This window comes from Halorubrum ruber (assembly GCF_018228765.1).
In the GTDB taxonomy this organism is placed as follows: domain Archaea; phylum Halobacteriota; class Halobacteria; order Halobacteriales; family Haloferacaceae; genus Halorubrum; species Halorubrum ruber.
The window spans coordinates 124,916-149,546 of sequence record NZ_CP073695.1 but is presented as its reverse complement, the minus strand read 5'-3'; the positions used below and the strand labels follow the sequence as shown (position 1 = coordinate 149,546).

The window sequence follows — 24,631 nt, the reverse complement described above, 5'->3', positions numbered from 1 at the left end:
CATGGCACAAGCAGAACGCGAAGCGAAGGTGTACGTCAACGGGAGCCTCGTGGGCACCCACGAGAACCCGGACGAGCTCGCCGAACAGATCCGCGAGGCGCGCCGCCGCGGCGACGTCTCGGAGATGGTGAACGTCTCGGTGAAAGACCGGACCCGCGAGGTCATCGTCAACGCCGACGCGGGGCGGGCGCGGCGCCCGCTCATCGTCGTCGAGAACGGCGAGCCGCTCCTCGGCGACGAGGAGATCGAGGCGCTCGAACGCGGCGACGTGGAGTTCGAGGACCTCGTCGAGCGCGGCTACGTCGAGTTCATCGACGCCGAGGAGGAGGAGGACATCCTCGTCGCCGTCGACGAGGAGGACGTGACCGAGGACCACACGCACCTCGAGATCGACCCGCAGCTCGTCTTCGGCATCGGCGCGGGGATGATCCCGTACCCCGAGCACAACGCCTCGCCCCGGATTACGATGGGCGCGGGGATGATGAAGCAGTCGCTCGGGCTCCCCTCCGCGAACTACCGGATCCGGCCCGACACGCGTCAGCACCTCCTCCACTACCCGCAGCTGGCGATGGTGAAGACGCAGACGTCCGACCAGATCAGCTTCGACAAGCGGCCGGCGGCGCAGAACTTCGTCGTCGCCGTGATGTCCTACGAGGGCTTCAACATCGAGGACGCCCTCGTGATGAATCAGGGCTCCGTCGACCGCGCGCTCACCCGCTCGCACTTCTTCCGGACCTACGAGGGCGAGGAGCGCCGCTACCCCGGCGGTCAGGAGGACCGCTTCGAGATCCCCGAACAGGACGTGCGCGGCGCCCGCGGCGAGGACGCCTACACGCACCTCGACGAGGACGGCCTCGTCAACCCCGAGACGAAGGTCGACGAGTCCTCGGTGCTGCTCGGCAAGACCAGCCCGCCGCGCTTCCTTGAGGAGCCCGACGACATGGGCGGGCTCTCCCCGCAGAAGCGCCGCGAGACCTCGGTGACGATGCGCTCGGGCGAGTCGGGCGTCGTCGACACCGTGACGCTGATGGAGGGCGAGGACGGCTCCAAGCTCTCGAAGGTGAAGGTGCGCGACCAGCGCGTCCCCGAGCTGGGCGACAAGTTCGCGTCCCGACACGGCCAGAAGGGCGTCGTGGGCCACCTCGCGCCCCAGGAGGACATGCCGTTTACCGAAGAGGGGTCGTCCCCGACCTCGTGATGAACCCGCACGCGCTGCCGTCGCGGATGACGGTCGGCCACGTGCTGGAGATGCTCGGCGGCAAGGTCGGCTCGCTGCGCGGCTCGCGGGTCGACGGCACGCCGTTCCAGGGCGAAGACGAGGAGGAGCTCCGTGACCAGTTAGAGGAACACGGCTTCGAATCCTCCGGCAAGGAGGTCATGTACTCCGGCGTCACCGGCGAGAAGATCGACGCCGAGATCTTCGTCGGGACGATCTTCTACCACAAGCTGTACCACATGGTGTCGAACAAGCTCCACGCCCGCTCGCGCGGGCCGGTCCAGGTGCTCACGCGCCAGCCGACCGAGGGGCGGGCCCGCGAGGGCGGGCTGCGCGTCGGGGAGATGGAGCGCGACACGATCATCGGCCACGGCGCGTCGATGGTGCTCAACGAGCGACTGTTAGAGTCCTCGGACGCCGAGACGGTCCACGTCTCCGCGGAAACCGGGCTCGTCGCCGTCGAGGACCGCGAGCAGCGCCGCGTGTACGACCCGGTGACGGGCGACGAGGACGACATCCACGAGCTGGAGGTTAGCTACGCGTTCAAGCTCCTGCTCGACGAGATGATCGCCCTCGGCATCCGACCGAAACTCGAACTGGAGGACGCGATTTAGATGTCAACGCAAACACCGAAAGTGCTCGGCGGGATCGACTTCGGCCTCATGGACCCGGAGACGTACCGGGACATGTCCGCGACGAAGGTGATCACGGCCGACACGTACGACGACGACGGCTATCCGATCGACATGGGGCTGATGGACCCGCGACTGGGCGTCATCGACCCCGGCTTAGAGTGTCGAACCTGCGGCTCCCACTCCGGCTCCTGTAACGGCCACTTCGGCCACATCGAGCTGGCCGCCCCGGTCATCCACGTGGGCTTCACCAAGCTCATCCGGCGGCTGCTCCGCTCGACGTGCCGCGAGTGCGGGAAGCTCGCCTTGGACGAGGCGCAGCGCGACGAGTTCCGCGACCGCTACGAGCGGGCGAAGGAGCTGGGCGACGACGAGCACGACGTGCTGAAGGCCGCCGTCCGGCAGGCCCGGAAGGCGTCCACCTGTCCGTTCTGCGGCGAGCCGCAGGCGGACATCAAACACGAGAAGCCGACCACGTACTACGAGGTCCAGGACGTGCTCTCGGGCGACTACTCCGAGCGCATCGCGGCCGCGATGCAGCCCGACGAGGAGGCGGACGACCCGGGCACCTCGCCGCAGGAGCTCGCCGACGAGACCGACATCGCCGTCGACCGGATCAACGAGATCATGGCCGGCGAGTTCCGCCCGCGCAAGGAGGACCGCCGCGCCATCGAGAAGGCGTTAGACGTCGACCTCACCGAGGAGGACATGAACAAGCTGATGCCCTCGGACATCCGCGACTGGTTCGAGGACATTCCGGACGAGGACCTCGAGGTCCTCGGCATCGACTCCGAGCACTCCCGCCCGGAGTGGATGATCCTGACGGTGCTGCCGGTGCCGCCGGTGACCACCCGTCCCTCCATCACGCTGGACAACGGCCAGCGCTCCGAGGACGACCTCACGCACAAGCTGGTCGACATCATCCGGATCAACCAGCGGTTCATGGAGAACCGCGAGGCGGGCGCCCCGCAGCTGATCATCGAGGACCTCTGGGAGCTCTTACAGTACCACGTCACCACGTTCGTCGACAACGAGATCAGCGGGACGCCGCCGGCGCGACACCGCTCCGGCCGCCCCCTCAAGACCCTCAGCCAGCGGCTGAAGGGGAAGGAGGGCCGCTTCCGCGGATCGCTCTCCGGGAAGCGCGTCAACTTCTCCGCTCGTACCGTTATCTCGCCGGACCCGACGCTCTCGCTGAACGAGGTCGGCGTGCCCGACCGCGTGGCGAAGGAGATGACCCAGACGCTCAACGTCACCGAGCGCAACGTCGAGGAGGCGCGCCAGTACGTCCGGAACGGCCCCGAGGCCCACCCCGGCGCCAACTACGTGCGCCGCCCCGACGGTCGCCGGCTGAAGGTGACCGAGAAGAACTGCGAGGAGCTGGCCGAAAAAGTCGAGGCCGACTGGGAGGTAAACCGCCACCTCGTCGACGGCGACATCGTGATCTTCAACCGCCAGCCCTCGCTGCACCGGATGTCCATCATGGCCCACGAGGTCGTGGTGATGCCGTACAAGACGTTCCGGCTCAACACCGTCGTCTGTCCGCCGTACAACGCCGACTTCGACGGCGACGAGATGAACATGCACGCGCTCCAGAACGAGGAGGCCCGCGCCGAGGCCCGCGTCCTTATGCGCGTCCAAGAGCAGATCCTCTCGCCCCGCTTCGGCGGGAACATCATCGGCGCGATCCAGGACCACATCTCCGGCACCTACCTCCTCACCCACTCGAACCCCGAGTTCACGGAGACGCAGGCGCTGGACCTGCTGCGCGCCACGCGCGTGGACGAGCTGCCCGAGGCGGACGGCGTCGACGACGACGGCCGCGAGTTCTGGACCGGCCGGACGCTGTTCTCGGAGCTGCTCCCAGACGATCTGGATCTCTCCTTTACCTCCTCGGCCGGCGACAGCGTCGTCATCGAGGACGGCCAGCTGATCGAGGGGACCATCGACGAGGACGCGGTCGGCGCGTTCGGCGGCGAGGTCGTCGACACGCTCACCAAGGAGTACGGGGAGACCCGCGCCCGCGTGTTCATCAACGAGATCGCGTCGCTGGCGATGCGCGCGATCATGAACTTCGGGTTCTCGATCGGGATCGACGACGAGTCGATCCCGCCGGAGGCCGAAGAGCAGGTCGACGAGGCGATCGAGAGCGCCTACGACCGCGTTCAGGAGCTCATCGAGACGTACGAGGCCGGCGAGCTTGAGTCGCTCCCGGGCCGCGGCGTCGACGAGACGCTCGAGATGAAGATCATGCAGACGCTCGGGAAGGCCCGCGACTCGGCCGGGGAGATCGCCGACCAGCACTTCGGCGACGACAACCCGGCGGTCGTGATGGCCCGCTCGGGCGCCCGCGGCTCGATGCTGAACCTGACGCAGATGGCCGGCTCGGTCGGCCAGCAGGCGGTCCGCGGCGAGCGGATCAACCGCGGCTACGAGGACCGGACGCTCTCGCATTACCGGCCGAACGACCTCTCCTCGGAGGCGCACGGCTTCGTGGAGAACTCCTACCGCGGCGGGCTCACGCCCCAGGAGTTCTTCTTCCACGCGATGGGCGGCCGCGAGGGGCTCGTCGACACGGCGGTCCGGACTTCCAAGTCCGGCTACCTCCAGCGGCGGCTCATCAACGCGCTCTCCGAGTTGGAGGCGCAGTACGACGGCACGGTTCGGGACACCTCGGGCCGGATCGTCCAGTTCGAGTTCGGCGAGGACGGCACCTCGCCGGTGAAGGTCTCCTCCGGCGAGGAGGACGGCATCGACGTCGACGGCATCGTCGACCGCGTCGTCGACGCCGAGTTCGCCTCCGACGAGGAGAAGGAGCGGTTCCTCGGCGAGCGCGAGCCGCCGACGAACCTCTCGGAGCACGCCGGGCCAGGGCTCAACAAGGCCGGCGGGCCGGGGGTGGAGTCCGATGACTGAGTACGACGGCGTCACCGACGACATGGAGGCGGTCGTGGAGGCGACCGAGCTCCCCCGCCGACTCAAGACGAAGGTGTACGACGCCATCGACCGGAAGGCCGAGGAGGCCGGCGAAGTTACCATCGAACAGGCGACCGATATCGTCGAGGGCGTCGTGAACCGCTACGAGCAGACGCGGGTCGACCCGCTCGACCCGGTCGGGACGGTCTCGGCGCAGTCGATCGGCGAGCCCGGGACGCAGATGAGCGTCCCGCACGACGAGCGCGTCGTGGTTCGGCGGAACGGAACGACCGACATCGTCGAGATCGGTCCGCTCGTCGACGAGGTACTCACGTCCCGCGAGTCCCGGTCAGTAGACGACCACGAGGTCGGGCTCGCGCCCGACGGGCTGGAGACGCTCAGCCTCGACGGCGACGAGGGTGTGCGCTGGAAGCCCGTCGAAGAGGTCAGTCGCCACGACGCGCCGGACGAGCTGCTTCGGTTCGAACTCGAGTCCGGTCGGACGATCCGGGCGACGAAGGCCCACTCGTTCGTCACCCGACGCGACAACGAGGTCGTCCCGGTCACCGGCAACGAGCTCGAAACGGGCGACTGGCTCCCGGTCGTCGGATCGTACGAGAGCGACGGCGACGACGAGGTCGACCTCCGGGAGTACCTCCCAGCAACCGATTACTGGTACACCTCGACGCTCGCTGACGGCGGCGTCGACACCGCTCCGGTCGGAGCGGATCAGCTCCGCAACAAGCGCGACGCGCTCGACGCGGGAGACCTCGACGAAGAGACCGTCTATCCGACCGGCGGGACGGTCGGTCTCCCGGAACGCTTCCCGCTCGACGCGGATACCGGGTTCTTCGTCGGCGCGTGGCTCGCGGAAGGGTCGCTGACGGACCACTACGTCTCCGTCTCGAACGTCGACGAGACGTTCCAAGACGGGATTCGAACGTTCGCCGACCGGTTCGACCTCTCGGTGAACGAGTACGAGAACGACAGCGGGTTCGCCCGCGGTTACGACGTTCGCGTGAACGGGACGATCCTCGCCGACTTCCTGCGCGCTGCGTGTACGGAAGACGAGCGGAAGATCGTTCCGGGCTTCGCGTTCGGCGCGAACGACGAGTTCGTCCGGGGGCTGCTCCGTGGGTACTTCAGCGGCGACGGCAACGTCGCGGAAAGCGCGGTCCGTTCCAGTTCGACGAGCGACCGGCTCACCGCGGGAATCGCGCTGCTGCTCGCTCGCTTCGACGTGTACGCGACACTCGGCGAACAGGACGCGTCGCGGACGCTCCGCGTGCCGAAGAAACACGTCCAGCGCTTCGCCGACCGGATCGGGATGGTCGGCGAGCGGGGGGACGAACTCGACGCCGCGGCCGCCGAAATCGATGAGACGGGGCCGGACGCCACCGATCAGGTTCCGAACTTCGGTGACGCGCTCCGCGAGGTCGCGTCCGACGCCGGCATTCCGAGCCGACAGGTAAACGCGGCGTCGAACCGCCAGCGGATCGGCCGCTCCCGGCTCCGACGGCTCGTTGACGAAGCGGAGGAGGCCGGCGTCGACTCGGAGGCGCTCGACGAACTCCGTCAGGCGGTCGATGGCGACGTTGTGTGGGACCGCATCGAGTCGATCGAAGCCGTACCGACGGAACACGACCACGTGTACGACTTCTCCGTCGAGGGACTGGAGACGTTCACCACGGCAGAAGGCGTCGTGACGCACAACACGATGAACACGTTCCACTACGCTGGCGTCGCAGAAATCGACGTCACGCAGGGGCTCCCCCGGCTCATCGAGCTGGTGGACGCCCGGAAGACGCCGGACACGCCGATGATGACGGTCCACCTCGACGGCGAGTACGCGACCGACCGCGAGAAGGCTCACGAGGTCGTCTGGTCGATCGAGGCCACGCGCATCCTCGCGCTCGGCGACGTGTCGACGAACGTCGCAGACATGCTGGTCCGGATCGACTTAAACGACGACACGCTCTTGGAGCGGTGGCCAACCCACTCCGACGCGACGGAGGTCGCGGAGATCATCGCCGAGACGATCGAGGACTCGCTGGGCGTCGACGCCCGGCAGGCCGGCACGGTCATCGAGTTCGGTCCCAACGAGCCGAGCTACCGCGAGCTGCTCCAGCTCGTCGAGAAGCTCCGGGAGATCGTGTTCAAGGGGATCGAGGAGATCGAGCGCGTCGTCATCCGCAAAGAGGAGATCGACGGCGACGAGGAGTTCGTCCTCTACACCGAGGGGTCGGCGTTCGGCGACACCCTCGACATCGAGGGCGTCGACGCCTCGCGGACGACGTGTAACAACATCCACGAGATCTACCGCAACCTCGGGGTCGAGGCCGCCCGCGAGACGATCATCGACGAGACGAAGAACACGCTCGAAGAGCAGGGGCTCGACGACGTGAACGTCCGCCACCTCATGCTCGTCGCCGACATCATGACGAACAACGGCGAGATCGAATCGATCGGCCGGCACGGCATCTCCGGCAACAAGGACTCGGTGCTCGCGCGCGCGGCGTTCGAGGTGACGGTCAACCACCTGCTCGACGCCGCGATCCACGGCGAGTACGACGACCTCGACGGCGTCATCGAGAACGTCATCGCCGGCAAGCCCATCTCGATGGGGACCGGCGACGTCGACCTCCGGATGGGGTCGCGCGTCGTGAGCGACGACTAATGTACGTCGAGCTCTCCGACGAGGCGCGGCAGTACATCGGTCGGTTCGACGAGCTGACCGGGGTCACGCCGACGGACTGCCTCGTGGAGGGCGACCGGCTCGTGTTCGTGGTCCCGGCCGGCGAGATGGCGAGCGCGATCGGCCAGGGCGGCGAGACCGTCGCGGAGGCCGAGCGGCGGCTCGACAAGTCGATCGAACTGGTCGAGGACGCCGACACCGCCGAGGCGTTCGTCGCGAGCGCGCTCGCGCCGGCGGCCGTCAACGCCGTCACCATCTCCGAGCAGAACGACCGCGTGGCGTACGTCGAGGTCGACGAAGCGGACCGGGGCGTCGCCATCGGCGCGGAGGGCGCGAACATCGAGACTGCCCGCCAGCTCGCGGAGCGGCACTACGACATCGACGACGTCCAGCTGACCTGAGCCGGGAACCCGCGCCCTTTTGCCGCCCCGCCCGTTTCTCGTCGTATGAACCGGAGACGCTTCCTCGCCGGGGTCGGCGCCGGAGCCGCGGTCGGCGCCGCCGGTTGTCTCGGCGGCGACTCGGCGGAGCGACCCTTCCCCGACGCCGACTGGCGGGCGGAGGACGGCCTCGACGTCGCGACGCTCGCGGAGCGACACGCCGACGCGCTCGTCGACGCCGGGGGCGCCACACTCTCGTCGACGGCGGCGACGAGCCACGAGGGCGACGCGGAGCCGAGCCCGTGGCTCCCCTCACAGGAGTACGAGTCGCGGTACGACCTCGAAAACGGGCGCCAGTACGTGCGACAGGAGGTGACCGAGACCGACGAGCCGGACGTCTCGGAGCTGTACGTCGCCGACGGGACGGCGTTCATCCGCCGGCGGACCGCCGACGGGACGCGGTACGCCCGCCAGTCGACGGACCGGTCGGCGGCGGAGTTCGAGTCGGCGATGCGCTCCGAGGTGGTGACAGGAATCCGCGTCGAGGGGCAGACCGAGGGCGGCGAGACGGAGTACGAGGGGCTGAACCTGTGGAACCCGACGAGCGACGGCGGCGGCGAGGTGCGCGGCGAGCCGACCGCGCGGTTCGCGGCCGACGCCTTCGAGGGCGACCGGAACATCCCCGAGACCGTCGAGACGGCGTCAGCGACCGTTCACGTGTACGAGTCCGGCGTGGTGCCGCGGCTCGTCCAGTCGTGGGCGGGCGAGCACGACGGGCAGGAGGCGACCGTCGACGTCGACATCGACTACCGGGACCTCGGCGCGACGGTGTCGGAGCCGGGGTGGGTCGAGACGGCGCGCGAGGAGACGAGCGGCTGACGCTCGGACGCGCTCGATCGCGATCGAACGACAGGCGCTCTCGCCGGCTTATCGGCTCAGCGGGAGCGAGCGTCCGTCGTTTTCGATCACGGATCTGCGTGAAACACTCTCAGATCCGTCGAGAGGTACCGCTCGGGGGATCTGAGGCCGTTTCGCGACGGAGAAAGACGACGCTTAAGTAGCTCCGTTCGGAAGTAGGCGTACGATGGCGAACGGCAAGTACGCGGCCCGTAAGCTCAAAAAGGACCGGCAGAAGCGCCGCTGGTCCGACTCCGAGTACGCTCGGCGCGAGCGCGGGCTCAAAAAGAAGTCCGACCCGCTGGAAGGTGCCCCGCAGGCGCGCGGCATCGTCCTCGAGAAGGTCGGCATCGAGGCAAAGCAGCCGAACTCGGCGATCCGAAAGTGCGTCCGGGTTCAGCTCATCAAAAACGGGAAGCAGGTCACCGCGTTCTGTCCCGGTGACGGCGCGATCTCCTTCATCGACGAGCACGACGAGGTCACCATCGCCGGCATCGGCGGCGCGAAGGGCCGCGCGATGGGCGACCTCTCCGGCGTCAACTACAAGGTCGAGAAGGTCAACGGCGTGTCGATGATCGAACTGGTTCGCGGCAACGCGGAGAAGCCGGTCAGATGAGCGGCGAGGAGACCGAGGCGCCGTCCGAGGAGGACGTCGCCGCCGACGAGCCGGACCCGGACGCGCCCGCCTCCAGCGAGGCCGCCAACGAGAACGCCAAGCTGTTCGGCGTCTGGGACGTCACCGAGATCGCCTACGAGGACCCCTCGACGAAGCGCTACATGACCGTGACGCCCATCGCGCACACGATGGGTCGCCACGCGTCGAAACAGTTCAAGAAGTCCGAGATCTCTCTCGTCGAGCGGCTGATCAACCGCCTGATGCAGACCGACGAGAACACGGGCAAGAAGCAGCAGGCGACGCGGATCGTCCGCGACGCCTTCGACATCGTCCACGAGCGGACCGAGGAGAACCCGGTCCAGGTGCTCGTCCGGGCCGTCGAGAACGCCGCGCCTCGCGAGGAGACCGTCCGCCTGAAGTACGGCGGCATCTCCGTCCCGAAGGCGGTCGACGTCGCGCCCCAGCGCCGCGTCGATCAGGCGCTGCTGTTCATCTCCGACGCCGTCGCCAGCGCGACGTACAAGTCGACGACCGCGGCTGCCGAGGCGCTCGCCAACGAGCTCGTCGCCGCCGCCGACTACGACGTCGAGGGCTCCTACTCCATCTCGCAGAAGGAAGAGCGCGAGCGCGTCGCCGCCGCGGCCCGCTAACGCCGGTTTCAGCGTTCGGACCGACGGGACGCGTCTCGCGGTTTTTCGTTTCGATCCCACGTATAGAGCGGCGGCGCTACGTCGGCGACGAGACGCGTGTCGTGATCGGAAGAACTGTAATCGACAGCTGGAGTGGGTGTAGTACGTCGTGAGTGTGGTCGTTTATAAAGCGGAGCGCGGTGTTGCTATCGGCCGTTTATAAACAGTCAACCGCGTTGCGCTGACGACCTCTAAAGCCCCAGTCGCGACGGCTCGCGCGCCTTGCTGCGCTCCTCACTCGGTCGCTTTCGCTCCCTCGCTGCGGTGCTTGCTACGGCGTGCTTCGCCCTCGCGACTGCCCCTTTGAGTCCCGCCCCGCACCGCACAGCACCCGCACCTCACGCCTCCCCAGCCTCGTCGGGCGCGCCTTCGGGCTCCCTTCGGTCGCCCTCGTTGCGCCCGACTCCCTCGCACGCGCTCCTCGCGGCCGCCTTCGGCGGCCACTCGGAGGCGCGCGCCACCGCACCGGCATTTATAAACGACCGTTGGCGCCGCTGGCGATTATTTAAATACTGAATCGCCGCTACCGATCTGCGATACTCACTCCCGGAATCGATCACAGCCGAAAGCGTCGCCAATTCGCAAGTCGGTAGCCGCCGCTACGAGGTGGGTCCGGCGAAAAAAAGCGAATTCGGAGGTCTGAACTGGCTTCGCTCGGTGGACAGCGCGCTCAGTCGTCGGCCGGCGCCGCGCCGGAGCCGCCGTCGGCGTGCTGCTGTTTGACCCACGAGAGCTTGCCGCCGGCCGCGAGGATATCGCGCTCGCGCTCGGAGGCGTCGAGGTCGGCGGTGAACTCCCACTCGCCGTTGACGCTCACGGTGAACTCCTCCTGCCCGGAGCGGACGCCCGCGGGCACGTCGTCGACGATCGCGAGGTCGTCTCCCTGCTCGATCTTCTCGTACGTCTCCTCGTCGATCGCCAGCGGGACGATCCCGAAGTTGAAGAGGTTCGCCTTGTGGATGCGGGCGAAGCTCTGGGCGAAGACGGCCTCGATGCCGAGATACATCGGACAGAGCGCGGCGTGTTCGCGCGAGGAGCCCTGGCCGTAGTTCTCGCCGGCCACGAGAACGCCGCCGTCGGCGGCGAGCGCGCGGTCGGCGAACGTGTCGTCCACGCGCGAGAGCGTGAACTCGGAGAGCTTCTCGATGTTCGAGCGGAACTTGAGGATGTCCGCGGTCGCCGGGATGATGTGGTCGGTGGTGATGTTGTCCTCCATCTTGAGGAGGGCCTCACCGCCGTCCACGTCGATGTCGTCCTTCAGCGGCACGTCGCCGATGTTCGGGCCCTTAACGAGCCCGTCGTCGATCGCCTCGTCGGGCGAGATGATATCCGAGTCGGACTCTCCCATGCCGGGGCCGTACTTCGTCCCCATCTCGAGGCCGGGCGCCTCGAGGTCGCCGAGCTCGTCCGCGAGGTCGCGCGGGTCGACGATCTCGCCGGTGATGGCCGCCGCGGTGGCGACCTCGGGCGAGCAGAGGAAGACGGAGTCGTCCTCGATGCCGGAGCGACCCTCGAAGTTGCGGTTGAAGGTGCGCAGCGAGACGGAGTCGGAGGCGGGCACGTGGCCGATGCCGATGCACGCGCCGCAGGTCGCCTCGGAGAAGTTGACGCCGGCCGCCATCATCTCCGCGGTCCAGCCCTCGCGGGCCAGCATCTCGGAGGCCTGCTTCGAGCCGGGCGCGACGATCATCTCGGTCTGCTTGGCGACCTCGCGGTCCTCCAGCATCTTCGCGCTGGGGAGGATGTCCTCGTAGGCGCCGTTGGTACAGGAGCCGACGATGACCTGCTCGACGTCGGTGCCCTCGTACTCGCTGACGGGGGCGACGTTGTCGGGCATCGACGGCGCGGCCACGAGCGGCTCGAGCTCGTTTAAGTCGACCTCGATCGTCTCCGCGTACTCGGCGTCGTCGTCGGGCTGGAGGTCGACGTACTCCTCCTCGCGGTCCTGGCGCGCGAGCCAGTCTTTCGTCTTCTCGTCGGTCGCGAAGATCGAGGAGGTGGCGCCGAGCTCGGTGCCGAGGTTCGTGATCGTGGTGCGCTCGGGGATCGTGAGCTGCTCGGCGCCGGGGCCGGTGTACTCGAAGATCTTGCCGACGCCGCCCTTGACGGTCAGCTCGCCGAGCAGGTGGAGCGCGATGTCCTTCGCGGTCGCCCACTCGGGGAGCTCGCCTTCGAGGTGGACGTTGACGACCTCGGGCATCTCGACGTAGTAGGGGCCGCCGCCCATCGCGACGGCGATGTCGAGCCCGCCGGCGCCGATCGCGAGCTGGCCGAGCCCGCCGGGGGTCGGCGTGTGCGAGTCGGAGCCGAGCAGCGTCTTGCCGGGCGCCGCGAAGTTCTCCTTGTGGACCTGGTGGCAGATGCCGTTCCCGGGCCGGGAGAAGTACGCGCCGTACGTGCCGGCCGCCGAGCGGAGGAAGCGGTGGTCGTCGGTGTTCTTGAAGTCGAACTGGTACGTCTGGTGGTCGCAGTACTGCGCGGCCAGCTCCGTCTGGACCTCGTCTAAGTCGAGCGCCTCGAACTGCAGCCACACCATCGTCCCCGTCGTGTCCTGCGTCAGCACCTGGTCGATCTCGATGCCGATCTCCTCGCCGGGCGTCAGCTCGCCCTCGACGAGATGGTCATCGAGGATCTTCTCCGTAATCGTTTGTCCCATATCACGCCAAGATGGCCGTCCCGTGGATATAAAACCCGCGAGTTTCCCGAAGATCGACCGTGTTAGATCCCTCGATGCGGCAACTCTCGCTGTGATCTCCGCGTGATACCACGCACCGTGAAATACGTAGCCGTCCAGTGTATTTTAGGTCATTAATCGCCTGAAACGGACGAAATCGAGGGTTTCAACGGTCGCGGCAAAAACGGCTGATTCGTCCCTCCTCGTCGCGCGCCGCGGGCGACACCGTTTTGCCTCGCCCGCGGTTCCGGACGCGCATGTTCGACTCGGGAGCCGCGGTCGCGGCGGCGCTGGAGGCGGCCGGCGCCGACCTCGACGACGCGCAGCGACAGCCGAACGGCGTCGACCTCACCCTCGACGCGGTGTTCGCACAGACCGAACCGGGCCGGCTCGGGCGCGACGGAAAGCGCGTGGCCGAGCGACGGGAGCTGGAGCCCCGTGGCGACTGCTACCGGCTCGAACGCGGGAGCTACGTCGTCCGCTACGGCGAGCCGGTGCGGATCCCGGAAGAGCGGATCGGGTTCGTCCTCCCGCGCTCGACGCTGCTGCGTAACGCCTGTACCCTCGACACCGCGGTGTGGGACGCCGGCTACGAGGGGGTCGGCGAGGGGCGACTCGACATCGGCCACCCGATCGAGATCGAGCCGGGCGCGCGGATCGCGCAGCTCGTCCTCGCCGAGGCCGACCACGAGGGGACGTACGACGGCGCGTACCAGCGGGAGAACCTCTGAAGAACGGCGTCTTCTGCGGGCCGGCTACGTACAGTCTCGGTCGGCGCGGAACGGTCGTTGAGTCCCAGTCGGCGCGGAACGGTCGTTGCCCGCGGCTGTGCGAGCGGCTCGCTCGGTGAGTAAAGGAACGAACGGCACGCCCGTGCCGGGAAAAGGTGGCACGGGCGTGTCGTTCTGTAGGTCCCCGCTGACGCTTCGGCCCTCCAAGCGAAGCGTCACCTGAGACAAGCGGTGGTAGACACTTAAGCGTGCCGGGGGCGGCAGCGTTGTCGTATTAGTTAGCGGCAATTCGTTCACAACAGCTCGCTAATACGAGCCGCGAAACCACGCGACGGCGTTCGGTCGAGTCAGGTCCGAGCGGTCTCCGCGCGCTACTGCCGGGCGGGGTGGTCCGCGCGGAGTTCCGTCTGCCCCTCGCCGAGGAGCCGCTCGCGGAGCGTCTCGCCCGGTGGCTCCGCGTCGGCTGGGGGGACCAGTCCGCGCTCGCGCAGCTCCGGGACGACCAGGTCGACGAAGTCGACGAGCGAGTCCGGACGGACGACCTCCTTGACGTTGAACCCGTGGACGCCGACCTCCTCGTGCCAGCGCTGGAGCTCGTCCGCGATCACCTCCGGGGTCCCGACGATCGTCGGCGAGGTGGTGCCGAGCCCGCAGAACTCCGCGACCTCGCGGACTGTCCACTCCCGGTCGGGCTGGGCCTTCGTGAACGCGTTCATCGTCCCCTGGATCGCGTCCGTCTCGATGTGCTCGACCTTCTGGTCGGGGTCGAGCTCCGAGAGGTCCATATCGAGGAAGCCGGAGAGGAGCGCGAGCGTCGCCTCGACGTCGACGTGGCGCTTGTACTCCGCGTGCTTCGCCTCCGCGAGCGCCTGCGTCTCGCCGACGACCGGCACCACGCCGATGAAGAAGCGGAGGCTCTCGGGGTCGCGGCCGGCGTCGGCCGCGCGCGATTTCACGTCGTCCATGTACTCGACGACGCCCTCCTCGGTCGGCTGGCTGGCGAAGACGGCCTCGGCGTTGCGCGCGGCGAACGACCGGCCGTGGTCGGAGGAGCCGGCCTGGTAAATGACCGGAGTGCGCTGGGGGGACGGCTCGCAGCCGTGCGGGCCCGGCACCGAGAAGTGGTCGCCCTCGTGGTCGATGGCGTGGACCTTCTCGGGGTCCGAATACCGCCCGGCCTCGCGGTCGACCTCGACGGCGTCGTCGTCCCACGACTCCTCCCACAGCTTGTAACAGACGTCGAGGAACTCGTCGGCGCGGTCGTAGCGCGTCTCCTTGTCCATCCGCTCCGAGAGGCCGAGGTTCTCGGCGGCCGACTCTAAGTAGGAGGTGACGACGTTGATCGCGATTCGCCCATCGGTGAGGTGATCGAGCGTCGAGAACTCCCGCGCGAGCTGGTAGGGGTGGGTGTACGTCGTCGAGCGCGTCACCGCGAAGCCGAGGTCGTCCGTGACCTCCGCCATCGCGGGCACGACGAGCTGCGGGTCGTTCGCGGGGGTCTGAACCGCCTTCTCGACGGCGACCTCTCGATCATCGCCGTACACGTCGTAGATCCCGCGCACGTCCGCGAAGAACACGGCGTCGAAGCCGCCGCGCTCGGCGGTGCGCGCGACCTCGGTCCAGTACTCGCGGTCGGCGTAGTCCGCCGACCGGTCGCCGGGGTACCGCCACGACCCGGGCGAGACGTGCTCGACCGAGGACATGGTGAAGAGGTTGAGGTGTAGGTGATCGGACACGGACCTCGGTACGCGCTCCGGGGTAATACGGACACAGGAAGTGGCGGCACTTGTCGCCGTCGCGGACGCCTCGGATGCGACCGCCTCGACGCACCGAGCCGGCCGACAGCTCCGAGGCGGCGCTACGCCGAGACGGACTCCGGCGAGGAGACGTACGCCGCGAAGTCGGAGGTGGTGATGATGCCGATGGGGGTCTTCCCGTCGACGACCGGCACGTGGTGGAACCCGTGTTCGAGCATCGTCGCGGCGACGGCCGCGACGTCGTCCTGTGCGCCCGCGGTGATCGGGTCGGGCGTCATGTACCGCTCGACGGTCGTCTCGGCCTTCGGCTGGCTCTTCGCGACGATGTCGACGAAGTCCGTCGAGGTTAAGATTCCGACGAGGTCGCCGTCGTCGTCGACGACCAGCACCGAGCTGATGTCGTTCTCGAGCAGCACCGCGGCCGCGTCCTCGACAAGCGTGTCCGGCGTCACCGTGTGGAGGCCCGTCGACATCAGCCGCGCCACAAAGACGTCTTCGATCTCGTCCATATCCGGAAACACCCGCCCTCGCCGTATAAGCGTTCTCACAGGTACCGCGAGAGCCCGGACTGGCGGCGCGGGCCGCCCCCGTCGGGGTCCGCGACCCACGCCGTCCGCTCGTCTCGAAGCCCCTCTCGGTCCGCCGCCGGCGGGTCGGCGGGCTCGAAGGCCGGACACCCGCTCCCGCACTCGCGGCCGGGGTCGACCACGCGGTCGAAGTGCGCGCAGCGCGGCCGGCCGTCAGCGGTCGCCTCGCCGTGCGCGCACGCCGGCGGGTCGGGGCGCCACCCCTTCCCGTACGCGCGCTCGGCGATCCGGCGCCGCTTGCGCGCCTTGGCCTCGGGGTCGACTAAGGCGACCTCCGTGCGGGAGGGACGCTCCGCGCGGATCTCAACGCCGGGCGCGTCTGGGTCGAGCGGCGTCGGCTCGCGGACGACCTCGCGCTCCCCCGTCTCCGGATCGAACCGCCAGACGCCGACCGCGTCGGGGATCCGGTTGAGGTGCGCGCGGGTGACGTAGGAGGCGGTCGCGAGGACGACCTCGTCGAACAGGCCGAGCGCGGCGTCGTAGCGCAGCTGCGCCTCGAGGTCGCCGGGCGTCCCGAGGTCGGGCTTGTTCTCGACGGCGACGAGCTCCCCGACCCAGTCGTCCGGGTAGCGCGCGGTCGCGCGCACGACCGGCCGCCCGTTCCGCCGCTCGCGTTCGAGGTAGCCGACCTCGACCGCGCGCTCGACGACGGCGGCGGCCCGATCCGGCGGGAGGTCGAACGCGTCGCGGACGGGGACGGCCTCGCCGGGGCCGACCGCGGCCTCGATGGCGGGGTCCGGGATCCGCTCGGCGCTGACGGCGGCGCGGTCGTCGAAGTCGGGGCCCGGCGACAGCAGGCAGACGTCGACGATCCGCGTGCCCGGCGTCTCGACGCCCGCGCCGAGCTGGCGGGCGACGACTCGGTCCGGGGATTCGAGCGCGGCGCAAAGCGCCAGCTCGAACCGATACTCCATACCGTCGGCAGGGGCGCCGCGGTATAAAACGCGTCGCCGCGCGGCGCCCGGTTCGGCGCTCACCTCGCCGACCGGCATCTCGTCGGTCGAAACCGGTATTCCCCGCCGCCCCCTACGGCGACCATGCGCCGGGTCACCCGGAACGTCTTCATCGCCATCGCTCTGGTCGTCGTCGCGCTGCTCGCGCTCGGTGCCCTCCCCAGCTACCTCGGGAGCGGCGATCCCTACTACCTCACGGTCGAACCGATCGAGACGAACGGCACCGCCGCCGACGTGAACAACGTCTCCGACAGGCGGTACCCGTACCTGATCGGCGCGATAGAGAGCGACGACGGTCGGTCGGCGGGGTACCAGACCGGTCCGTACGGGATGAAGGAGTGGTTCACGCACACGCCGTTCGACGAGGTGGACGCGCTCACCCGGCAGGTGCCGAACGCCTCGACGGAGACCGGCGTGCGGGTGCGCCGCGACGGCCAGGTGTACCACGCGGAGGTGGTCCGCCCGTGACGCGCGAGAACGCTGACTCCGACGCGGGCGACGCCTCCGACGACCCCGCCGCCCCCGACCCCGACGCCCCGGCGGCCGACCTCCGCGACCTCCCCGCGTTCGCCGACGGCCGCAACCACTCGCTGCCGGGCGAGCCCGAGTGGCCGGTGAAGGAGGTCGTCGTCGAGTACGACGAGGGGTGGTTCGTCGGCGGCTACGACCGCGTCGAGCAGCCCGACGGGACGGAGAAGAACTACTACTGGGCGGAGCTGTCGCCCGCGACGGTGATCGTCGCGGTCGCGGACGACCGGGTGCTGTTCGTCGAGCAGTACCGGCCCACCGTGCGGAACACCCAACTGGAACTCCCCGCCGGAATCGTCGAGTCCGGCGAGTCGTACACCGAGGCGGGCGCGCGCGAGCTCGCCGAGGAGACCGGCTTCGAGCCCTCGTCGACGTCGCTGCTCCAGGAGGTGTGGTGTTCGACGGGCGTGTTGCGTCACACGCGCGGCTACGTGTTCGCGGAGGGGTTAGAGCCGGTCGACGTCGACCACGACAGCAACGAGTTTCTCGCCCCGCGGTCGGTCCCGGTCGACGAGGCGCTCGAAATCGCCCGGGAGCCGCCGACGAACGACGCGACGCTGGAGGGGCTGCTGTTGGCCGAAGAGGAAGGACTGCTGTAGAACCCGACGCGCGTCCAGTTCCCGGCGCCGACGGGGAGGTATTAGTCGCCTCGGCACCTCTACTCGCTCATGAGTCAGACCTCGGAGCAGTCGGTGTTGCTGTCGGACGACCCCCCGCTCGATCTCCGCCTCTCGGAGGAGGAGCTGGAAGCGACCCGCGAGCGCATCGTCTCGTTCATCCGCGACGTCGTCGACGACGCGGGCGCCGAGGGCGCTGTCCTCGGCCTCTCGGGTGGTATCGACTCGACGCTCACCGCGCACCTCGCGGTCGAGGCGCTCGGCGAGGACGGCCTCCACGGGCTCACGATGCCCTCGGCCGTGAACGACGCGGACGTGATGAGCGACGCGGAGCGCGTCGCTCACGACCTCGGGGTCGAGTACGACGTGATCGAGATCCAGCCGATCGCGGAGACCTTCTTCGACGCCGTCCCGGAGGCGGCGGAGGACCGCACGGCCGCGGGCAACGTCTACGTCCGCACCCGCGCCGTGCTGAACTACTTCGTCGCCAACGCCGAAAATCGGGTCGTCCTCGGCACCGGAAACCGCGCCGAGGCGATGACCGGCTACTACACGAAATACGGCGACCAGGCGGTCGACTGTAACCCCATCGGGAACCTCTACAAACAGCAGGTCCGCCAGCTGGCCGCGCACGTCGGCGTCGACCGCGACCTCGTGATGCAGGAGCCGACGGCGGGTATGTGGGAGGGCCAGACTGACGCCGAGGAGATGGGGCTCGACTACGACACCGTCGACGCCATCCTCGCGGTCCACGTCGACGGCGGCCTCTCGCGCGCGGCGACGGTCCGCGAACTCGACGTCCCGGCAGAAGCCGTCGACCGCGTGGTCGACCTCTACGAGCGCAGCGCCCACAAGCGGGCGATGCCGCCCGCGCCCGATCGCGACTTATAAGTAGTTGACCGCGCCTCGACGAATACTTATAAAGAACTGACGCGGTGGCGCGTGCCTGCGAGCGGCCCTTGGCCGCGAAGCAGCACGCGCGAGGGAGTCGGCCGACCGTAGGGAGGCCGACGAGGCTGGGGAGGCGTGAGGTGCTGTGCGGGGCGGGGTGGGACTCAAAGGGGCAGCCGCGAGGCTGACGCAGGCGACGTAAGGACCGCAGGAACGAACGAAGTGAGTGACGAGGACCGCAGCGAGCGTGCGTCAGCCTCGCGGCTGGGGCTTTGGAGGCGTCCACCGGAGAGTTATCGATCACGTACCGCCTCGCGGCTGGGGCTTTGGAGGTGTTCGCCACCGATCTGCTATTATCTATTTATAGGCGAGCGGCTGGGGCTTTGGAGGAATTTGTCGTAGAGCCTCGATTATTTATAAATGTCCGACAGCAATATCGCTCGATCACAAACTGAATCCCGAGGACGCGACGGTTCTCAGAACTCCCGCAGTTCCTCTAGAACCTCGTACGCGGAGCCGTCGTCGATGACTTCGCGAGCCGCGTCGAGGCCCTCCTCGATGGAGTCCGCGTCCTCGCCCGCGTAGATCCGGAGCGCGGCGTTGACCGCGACCGCGTCCGCGAAGGCGCCGTCACGCTCGCCGGCCAGCACCGCCTCGGTGATCGCGGCCGACTCGGCCGCGACATCGTCGACCGCGAGGTCGTCCTCTTCGAGGTCCATCCCGTACTCGGCGGTTTCGATCTCGAAGTCGGTGAAGCTCGCACCCTCGCTGCCGGCCGCCTCGGCGTTGCCCTCGCTCGCGTCGCCGCCCGCGTCGCCCGCCGCGTCCCACTCGGCGACCTTCGTGTAGCCGGGGCGCACGTCGTCGTACCCCTCCATTCCCTGGAACATCAAGACGCGGTCGAGGTCGTGGAACTCGCTTTCCACGAACGTATCGACCACCTTCTTCGCGAACGCGAGGTGGTAGAAGGAGCCGAGGTGCGTCGAGGCGCCCGCGGGGTTCGCCAGCGTCTCGACCGTGTTGACGAACGTCCGGACGCCCATCTGGTCGCGCCGGTCGAACAGGTCGTCGATGGCGGGGTTGAACGCGGGCTGGTAGTAGAAGCCGAAGCCGGTCTCGTCGACCATGTCGGCGGAGTCCGACGGCGTCAGCTCGGTGTGGACGCCGAGCTCGTCGAGGACGTGCTTGTACGAGTCCTGCTTCTGGGTCGGCACGCGGTCGCCGGAGTGGACGACGACAGGGGTCCCGGCCGCGGCCGCGACCGCGCCCGCGGCGACGCCGAGGATCGCGGTCCGGCCCTTGCCGTCGTAGTTGGCGCCGCAGTCGACGGGGTCGACGTCGGGCTCCGCGTACTCGACGCGGTCGCACATCACGTCGACGTACGCACCGAGTTCTTCGGGCGTGTTTCGCTTCCAGCGGTTGGAGAGCCAGAACGCCCCGAGCGTCGTCGGGTCCGGCTCGCCCGCGAGGATCCGCTCGAACGCCTCGGTCGCCTGCGCGCGCGTCAGGTCGTCGGCCGACTTGTGGCCGGAGCCGCAGACCTCGGTCATCAGCCGCTTGAGGGGCCAGTCGCCGAACTCCTGAGTCGCCTGAGCCATACGTGCCGTTCGGGTTCTCCGACGAAAAGTCCCCCGTTCGACTCCCGCGCGCCGGGAACGGAACGGACCGGCTCCGCCCCGCCGACTTGGACCCGAACCGACCTGCCGACCCGTCGCGCGCGAGCGACGAGCCGGGACGGCGAGGTCGATCCCGCCGGATCCGTGGTACTGGTTCGCATACTATAACAGGACGAATGTACGATATAGAGAGGATTATATATACGTTCAAACGGTTCTATCCGAATTACAGTTTGTATCGGGGTCTAAATAGCGTCAGAGTTATATGTTCGTCCATCTACTAACTGGTTGTACCCGATGACGTCCAAATCCGTCGCCACCGCGCTCACGCTGTACCGCTCCCGCACCTTGACGCTCGAACAGGCCGCGACCGTCGGCGGCTGCTCGACGACGCAGCTGGAAGAGAGCGCCCGGGCGTTCGCCCCGACGCCGGGCGACGCTCCCGCGGACGACTGAGACGCGCGCTCGTCTCCGACGACACGCGTCCCGCTGACGCTCGACGACCCTCCGAAACCGGTACGTACGCGCGCCCCCTAACTCGCGTAATGAGTCTGGACGCCGACTGGCGGGCCGACCTCGACGCGGTCGACGCGGCCCTCATCGACGAGTACCAGAGCGGCTTCCCCGTCGAGGAGCGCCCCTTCGAGCGGGTCGCCCGCGAGATCAGCGCCGAGACGGGAATCGACGTCGACGCCGAAACGGTCCTCGACCGCGTCCGCGACCTCCGCGAGCGCGGCGTCTTCCGGCGGTTCGGCGCGGTGCTCAACCCCCGGTCATCGGCTCCTCGACGCTGGCGGCCGTGCGCGCCCCCGAGGACCGCTTCGATGAGGTCGCCGAGGTGATCAACGGCTACCGGCAGGTGAACCACAACTACCGCCGCGACCACGAGTGGAACCAGTGGTTCGTCGTCACCGCCGGCTCCCGCGAGAAGCGCGACGAGATCCTCGCGGAGATCGAGGCGCGCACCGGCTGCGAGGTGCTCGCGCTCCCGATGCTGACGGACTACTACATCGACTTAGAGTTTCCCGTGGTCAACGCGGACCGATTTGCGAGAGAATCGCTCGACGAGACCGCGGTCTCAGCCACCCGCATCTCCGAGGACGCCCGCGGGGACCTGAGCGACTTGGAGGCCGACCTCCTCTTGGCGATCCAGGACGGCTTCCCGCTGTCCGCGACCCCCTACGCCGACGTGGCGAGCGAGATCGGCGCGAGCGGGTCCGGCGTCGACCCGACCGTCGACGAGGTGCTCGCGGCGGTCGAGCGCCTGCTCGCGGACGGCTGTATCAAGCGGATCGGCTGCGTCGTCAACCACGTCGTCACCGGGTTCACGAACAACTGTATGGTGGTCTGGGACGTGCCTGACGACGAGCTCGACGAGCGCGGCGAGGCGGTCGGGAGCCTCCCGTACGTCACCCTCTGTTACCACCGGCCGCGCCGCCCCGAGCAGGAGTGGGAGTACAACCTGTTCACGATGATCCACGGCCGCGAGGCGGAGGCGGTCGACGAGAAGATCGACGAGCTGGCGGCCGAGCACCTCCCCTTCGCCCACGAACGGCTCTACTCGACCGAGACGCTGAAACAGACCGGCGCGCGCTACGAGGACCTCGTCGCGGACGGGGAGTAGAAGGAAAGGCGGAAGGAAGAGGCGGAGGGGGAGAAACGGCCCGCGGCTCAGTCGTCGCCGAGGACGGTCGTCTGTTCTTCGCTCCCGGAGTCGGCGGCGATGAACTCGTCTCCGCCATCCAGTCCGCTGTCGGCGCCGAGGCGGTCGAGCGCGTCGGCGCCCGCGACCGCGACGACGACGAAGCCGACCTTCGAGACGACGTCGAGGTAGACGAACACGAGCATCTCCGTCGCGGGCGTCAGCAGGCCGAAGCCGGTCGGCGCGAGCAGCCACACGACCGGGTACAGCGTCCACAGCACCACCGTGATGTTCCGAAGCGTGCCGAAGACGGCGCGGACCCGGTCGCCCTCCGCCGAGGCCGACCGGGGGAGCGAGACGAGGAGCCCGTAGACGAGCGCGACGTACGCGGCCCCGGCGACGCCGAAGGCGACCCACGAGACCGTCCCGGTCGTCGCGGCGGCCGCGATACCGCCGGCGATGATCACCACGTCGACGCCGATCAGCCCGGCGAGCACGCGCCGCGACGGCCGCGCGAGCAGGCCGAGGTAGAAGAGCAGCAGCGGCGTCGTCAGGAGCCAGTCGACGTACCGGGCGACGTCGAGCTCCCCGGCCGACAGCGAGACGGTGCCGAAGCCGAGCGCCATCAGGAGGTACGCGATCGCCGCGATACCGGTGACCCCGGCGAGGGTGCCGTAGTAGACCGCGTGCGACTCGTCGGCCTCCGAAGACCGGGAGACCCACGCCCGCAGCGGCGGAATCGTCCCGGCGCCCATCGCGAGGGCGCCGATCCACGCCCAGACGGCGGTGTCGACGAGCATCTCAGTTCACCTCCTCCCCGGCGGCTGCGTCGTCGCGCCTCCCGCCGCCTGAGAAGTCGAAGTCGGTCTCCTCGCCGCTCGTCGTCCCTCCGTCGGAGACCGCGGCCCCGTCGCCGGTGACGCCGTCGCCCGCGGTCCCCCGGCCAGTTCCGCCGCTCGCGGCGCCGAGGCCGTCCTCGGCCGCGAACTCGAAGTCGTCGACCGCGTCGCGCAGCGCGAGCGCGCGGTCGGAGAGCGACCCGGCCGCGTTTTCGACCGCCCCGAGGGTCTGCTCCTGTTCGTCGACCGCGCCGGTGACGTCGCCGGCCGCGCTGGCCGTCTGCGCGCTGATCGCGGAGACGTCCTCGACGTGGCCGACGACCGCGTCGACGGAGTCGGCCTGCGTCTCGGTCGCGCGGGTGATCTCGGTCATGCTCGTGTCGGTGCGCTCGGAAGCCTCCGCGAGGCGTTCGAGGGCGTCGATCGACGTCTCGACCGTGTCGACGCCGGCGGAGATCCGCTGTTCGGTGCGCGCCATCGCGTCGGCGCCCGTCTCCGCCCGCTCTTGGACGGAGCGGATCCGGGCTTCGATCTCGCTCGCGGACTCCTGCGTCTCCTCGGCCAGCGCCTTCACCTCCTCGGCGACGACCGCGAAGCCGGCGCCCTCTGCGCCGGAGCGGGCCGCCTCGATGGAGGCGTTCAGCGCGAGCAGGTTCGTCTGCTCCGCGATCTCCGAGATGGTGTCGACGACCTCGCCGATCTCCTCGACCTCCTCCGCGAGCGCCTCGACCTCCGCGGTCGTCTCCGCCGTCGTCTCCTCGACCGCGTCCATCTCCGCGAGCGCCTCCTCGGCCGCCTCGCGGCCCTCCTCGCCCACCTCGGCGGCGTGTTCCGCCGTCTCCGCCACGTCGGTGACGGTGGAGGCGACCTCCTCGGCCGACGACGCGAGGTTCTCGGCTTCGTCGGTCGCCGCCTGCAGGTCGTCGCGCTGGGTGCGCGCGCCCTCGGCGATCTCTTCGACCGCCTCGCTCACGGTCCCGGTCGTCGCCCGCAGGTCCTCCGTGCGGTCGTCGACGGTCCCGGCCACGTCGGCGGTGTCCTCGGCGACGGTCGCGACGGACGCGACGGTCTCCTCTAACTCGTCGGCCATCTCGTTGAACGCGACGCCGACGCGCGCCATCGCCTCGTTGTCGACGTCGGAGTCGACCCGCTGGGTCAGGTCGCCGTCGGCGAGCGCCCGCATCGCCGACTCGTACTCGGTCGCCTTCCGCTCGACCGTCTCTGCGCGCGCGTCGGCCTCCCGTCGCGCCCGCTCCGCCTCCTCGCGAGCCGCTTCCGCGTCGGATATCTCCGAGCGCAGCGAGCCGCGCATCTCGTCGAACGCCCGGAACAGCCGCCCGATCTCGTCTGCTCGGCCCGTCTCCAGTCGCACGTCGAGGTCCCCCTCGGCCATCCGCTCGGCCTTGGCCGTGAGCTGCCGCAGGGAGATGACCGTGTTCGATCCGACCGTGACGCCGATGAGCGCGAGCCCGATCACCGTCAACAGCGTCATCCCGACGAGCCCCGAGCGCACCGCTGCGCCCGCGGCGCCGGCCTCCTCCGCGCGGAGGTAGACGATGACACCGTATGAAACTGAAACCCCCATGACCCCGATCAAAGACAGCGCGAGCTTCGCGCCGTAACTCGACCGGATGCCGGAGGACGATCCCGCTTGCATGTGTACCGATCGACAGGGATCGTATCGGGATAATAACTGCTCCCCGAATATTAGCAGTGATAACTGTACTCGGCGCGGCGTCCGTTTAGCGCGGTTGG

18 protein-coding genes and 2 pseudogenes are annotated in these 24,631 nt (G+C 68.9%); 13 read left to right on the top strand and 7 right to left on the bottom strand.

All coding sequences use genetic code 11. The annotated features are described in order from the left end of the window. The first annotated feature begins 1 nt into the window (after position 1). The 7 genes and pseudogenes from rpoB to J7656_RS00655 all read left to right on the top strand — a co-directional run bounded on the left by rpoB (position 2) and on the right by J7656_RS00655 (position 10,002). Positions 2 to 1,830: pseudogene (gene rpoB, locus J7656_RS00685) on the top strand (DNA-directed RNA polymerase subunit B). Further along, positions 1,831 to 4,764, top strand: a complete 2,934-nt coding sequence (locus tag J7656_RS00680) for a DNA-directed RNA polymerase subunit A' (RefSeq protein ID WP_192812418.1) — start codon at positions 1,831 to 1,833, stop codon at positions 4,762 to 4,764. Next, positions 4,757 to 7,441 carry a DNA-directed RNA polymerase subunit A'' gene (locus J7656_RS00675; RefSeq protein ID WP_211553781.1) on the top strand — a complete coding sequence of 895 codons (2,685 nt, stop codon included), beginning with the start codon at positions 4,757 to 4,759 and terminating at the stop codon, positions 7,439 to 7,441. The genes J7656_RS00680 and J7656_RS00675 overlap by 8 nt, the downstream gene beginning before the upstream one ends. Beyond that, entirely contained in the window at positions 7,441 to 7,860 is a 420-nt protein-coding gene (locus J7656_RS00670; protein WP_211553780.1) for a NusA-like transcription termination signal-binding factor, read from the top strand. Before J7656_RS00675 ends, J7656_RS00670 begins: the two co-directional genes overlap by 1 nt. 45 nt (positions 7,861 to 7,905) lie before the next feature. Next, a complete protein-coding gene (locus J7656_RS00665) occupies positions 7,906 to 8,718 on the top strand; it encodes a DUF7537 family lipoprotein (RefSeq protein ID WP_211553779.1) in 813 nt (270 codons plus the stop codon). 205 nt (positions 8,719 to 8,923) lie between these two features. Beyond that, positions 8,924 to 9,352, top strand: coding sequence for a 30S ribosomal protein S12 (locus J7656_RS00660; protein ID WP_004599087.1), 429 nt, complete (start codon positions 8,924 to 8,926; stop codon positions 9,350 to 9,352). Continuing rightward, a complete protein-coding gene (locus J7656_RS00655; protein WP_017341882.1) occupies positions 9,349 to 10,002 on the top strand; it encodes a 30S ribosomal protein S7 in 654 nt (217 codons plus the stop codon). The genes J7656_RS00660 and J7656_RS00655 overlap by 4 nt, the downstream gene beginning before the upstream one ends. A 709-nt stretch (positions 10,003 to 10,711) precedes the next feature. Here the strand turns inward: J7656_RS00655 and J7656_RS00650 are convergent. Continuing rightward, on the bottom strand, positions 10,712 to 12,697 hold the full coding sequence (locus J7656_RS00650; RefSeq protein WP_017341883.1) for an aconitate hydratase: 1,986 nt from the start codon (positions 12,695 to 12,697) through the stop codon (positions 10,712 to 10,714). A 275-nt stretch (positions 12,698 to 12,972) separates the two neighbouring features. Here J7656_RS00650 and J7656_RS00645 point away from each other — a divergent pair, with 275 nt between their 5' ends. Continuing rightward, positions 12,973 to 13,446 (top strand): deoxyuridine 5'-triphosphate nucleotidohydrolase, encoded by a 474-nt coding sequence (locus J7656_RS00645; RefSeq protein ID WP_017341884.1) that lies wholly within the window; start codon positions 12,973 to 12,975, stop codon positions 13,444 to 13,446. A 371-nt stretch (positions 13,447 to 13,817) separates the two neighbouring features. Here the strand turns inward: J7656_RS00645 and J7656_RS00640 are convergent, their stop codons facing one another. The 3 genes from J7656_RS00640 to J7656_RS00630 all read right to left on the bottom strand — a co-directional run bounded on the left by J7656_RS00640 (position 13,818) and on the right by J7656_RS00630 (position 16,704). Further along, positions 13,818 to 15,182 carry an LLM class flavin-dependent oxidoreductase gene (locus J7656_RS00640; protein WP_211553778.1) on the bottom strand — a complete coding sequence of 455 codons (1,365 nt, stop codon included), beginning with the start codon at positions 15,180 to 15,182 and terminating at the stop codon, positions 13,818 to 13,820. Between the two features lie 122 nt (positions 15,183 to 15,304). Further along, positions 15,305 to 15,712 (bottom strand): CBS domain-containing protein, encoded by a 408-nt coding sequence (locus tag J7656_RS00635; RefSeq protein WP_017341886.1) that lies wholly within the window; start codon positions 15,710 to 15,712, stop codon positions 15,305 to 15,307. Positions 15,713 to 15,747: 35 nt separating this feature from the next. Further along, positions 15,748 to 16,704, bottom strand: coding sequence for a DUF5787 family protein (locus J7656_RS00630; protein ID WP_211553777.1), 957 nt, complete (start codon positions 16,702 to 16,704; stop codon positions 15,748 to 15,750). Between the two features lie 123 nt (positions 16,705 to 16,827). Between J7656_RS00630 and J7656_RS00625 the strand changes: the two genes are divergently transcribed. The 3 genes from J7656_RS00625 (at position 16,828) to J7656_RS00615 (ending at position 18,779) form a co-directional block, all read left to right on the top strand. Continuing rightward, entirely contained in the window at positions 16,828 to 17,211 is a 384-nt protein-coding gene (locus J7656_RS00625) for a hypothetical protein (protein WP_211553776.1), read from the top strand. Beyond that, positions 17,208 to 17,870 (top strand): NUDIX hydrolase, encoded by a 663-nt coding sequence (locus J7656_RS00620; RefSeq protein WP_211553775.1) that lies wholly within the window; start codon positions 17,208 to 17,210, stop codon positions 17,868 to 17,870. The genes J7656_RS00625 and J7656_RS00620 overlap by 4 nt, the downstream gene beginning before the upstream one ends. A gap of 69 nt (positions 17,871 to 17,939) precedes the next feature. Continuing rightward, complete coding sequence (locus J7656_RS00615; protein ID WP_211553774.1) at positions 17,940 to 18,779, top strand: NAD+ synthase; 840 nt, start codon at positions 17,940 to 17,942, stop codon at positions 18,777 to 18,779. Between the two features lie 476 nt (positions 18,780 to 19,255). On the opposite strand, the gene J7656_RS00610 is transcribed toward J7656_RS00615, so the two are convergent. Then, on the bottom strand, positions 19,256 to 20,377 hold the full coding sequence (locus J7656_RS00610) for an anthranilate phosphoribosyltransferase (RefSeq protein WP_017341891.1): 1,122 nt from the start codon (positions 20,375 to 20,377) through the stop codon (positions 19,256 to 19,258). 315 nt (positions 20,378 to 20,692) lie between these two features. On the opposite strand from J7656_RS00610, the gene J7656_RS00605 reads away from it, so the two are divergent. Continuing rightward, positions 20,693 to 20,851 (top strand): DUF7317 family protein, encoded by a 159-nt coding sequence (locus tag J7656_RS00605; protein ID WP_017341892.1) that lies wholly within the window; start codon positions 20,693 to 20,695, stop codon positions 20,849 to 20,851. Between the two features lie 89 nt (positions 20,852 to 20,940). After that, positions 20,941 to 22,019, top strand: a pseudogene (gene ahbB / locus J7656_RS00600) (siroheme decarboxylase subunit beta). Between the two features lie 47 nt (positions 22,020 to 22,066). Here the strand turns inward: ahbB and J7656_RS00595 are convergent. Next, positions 22,067 to 22,837, bottom strand: coding sequence for a bacteriorhodopsin (locus J7656_RS00595; protein ID WP_211553773.1), 771 nt, complete (start codon positions 22,835 to 22,837; stop codon positions 22,067 to 22,069). Position 22,838: 1 nt separating this feature from the next. Continuing rightward, the gene (locus tag J7656_RS00590) at positions 22,839 to 24,533 is read right to left on the bottom strand and encodes a methyl-accepting chemotaxis protein (protein WP_211553772.1); all 1,695 of its coding nucleotides are present in this window, start codon (positions 24,531 to 24,533) and stop codon (positions 22,839 to 22,841) included. Positions 24,534 to 24,631 lie beyond the last annotated feature (98 nt).

Coding starts and splice junctions, on each gene's coding strand:
- J7656_RS00590 (WP_211553772.1), bottom strand. CDS start 24,533: ATGCAAGCGGGATCGTCCTCCGGCATCCGGTCGAGTTACGGCGCGAAG.
- J7656_RS00630 (WP_211553777.1), bottom strand. CDS start 16,704: ATGGAGTATCGGTTCGAGCTGGCGCTTTGCGCCGCGCTCGAATCCCCG.
- J7656_RS00625 (WP_211553776.1), top strand. CDS start 16,828: ATGCGCCGGGTCACCCGGAACGTCTTCATCGCCATCGCTCTGGTCGTC.
- J7656_RS00660 (WP_004599087.1), top strand. CDS start 8,924: ATGGCGAACGGCAAGTACGCGGCCCGTAAGCTCAAAAAGGACCGGCAG.
- J7656_RS00680 (WP_192812418.1), top strand. CDS start 1,831: ATGTCAACGCAAACACCGAAAGTGCTCGGCGGGATCGACTTCGGCCTC.
- J7656_RS00670 (WP_211553780.1), top strand. CDS start 7,441: ATGTACGTCGAGCTCTCCGACGAGGCGCGGCAGTACATCGGTCGGTTC.
- J7656_RS00675 (WP_211553781.1), top strand. CDS start 4,757: ATGACTGAGTACGACGGCGTCACCGACGACATGGAGGCGGTCGTGGAG.
- J7656_RS00650 (WP_017341883.1), bottom strand. CDS start 12,697: ATGGGACAAACGATTACGGAGAAGATCCTCGATGACCATCTCGTCGAG.
- J7656_RS00635 (WP_017341886.1), bottom strand. CDS start 15,712: ATGGACGAGATCGAAGACGTCTTTGTGGCGCGGCTGATGTCGACGGGC.
- J7656_RS00605 (WP_017341892.1), top strand. CDS start 20,693: ATGACGTCCAAATCCGTCGCCACCGCGCTCACGCTGTACCGCTCCCGC.
- J7656_RS00610 (WP_017341891.1), bottom strand. CDS start 20,377: ATGGCTCAGGCGACTCAGGAGTTCGGCGACTGGCCCCTCAAGCGGCTG.
- J7656_RS00665 (WP_211553779.1), top strand. CDS start 7,906: ATGAACCGGAGACGCTTCCTCGCCGGGGTCGGCGCCGGAGCCGCGGTC.
- J7656_RS00645 (WP_017341884.1), top strand. CDS start 12,973: ATGTTCGACTCGGGAGCCGCGGTCGCGGCGGCGCTGGAGGCGGCCGGC.
- J7656_RS00595 (WP_211553773.1), bottom strand. CDS start 22,837: ATGCTCGTCGACACCGCCGTCTGGGCGTGGATCGGCGCCCTCGCGATG.
- J7656_RS00655 (WP_017341882.1), top strand. CDS start 9,349: ATGAGCGGCGAGGAGACCGAGGCGCCGTCCGAGGAGGACGTCGCCGCC.
- J7656_RS00615 (WP_211553774.1), top strand. CDS start 17,940: ATGAGTCAGACCTCGGAGCAGTCGGTGTTGCTGTCGGACGACCCCCCG.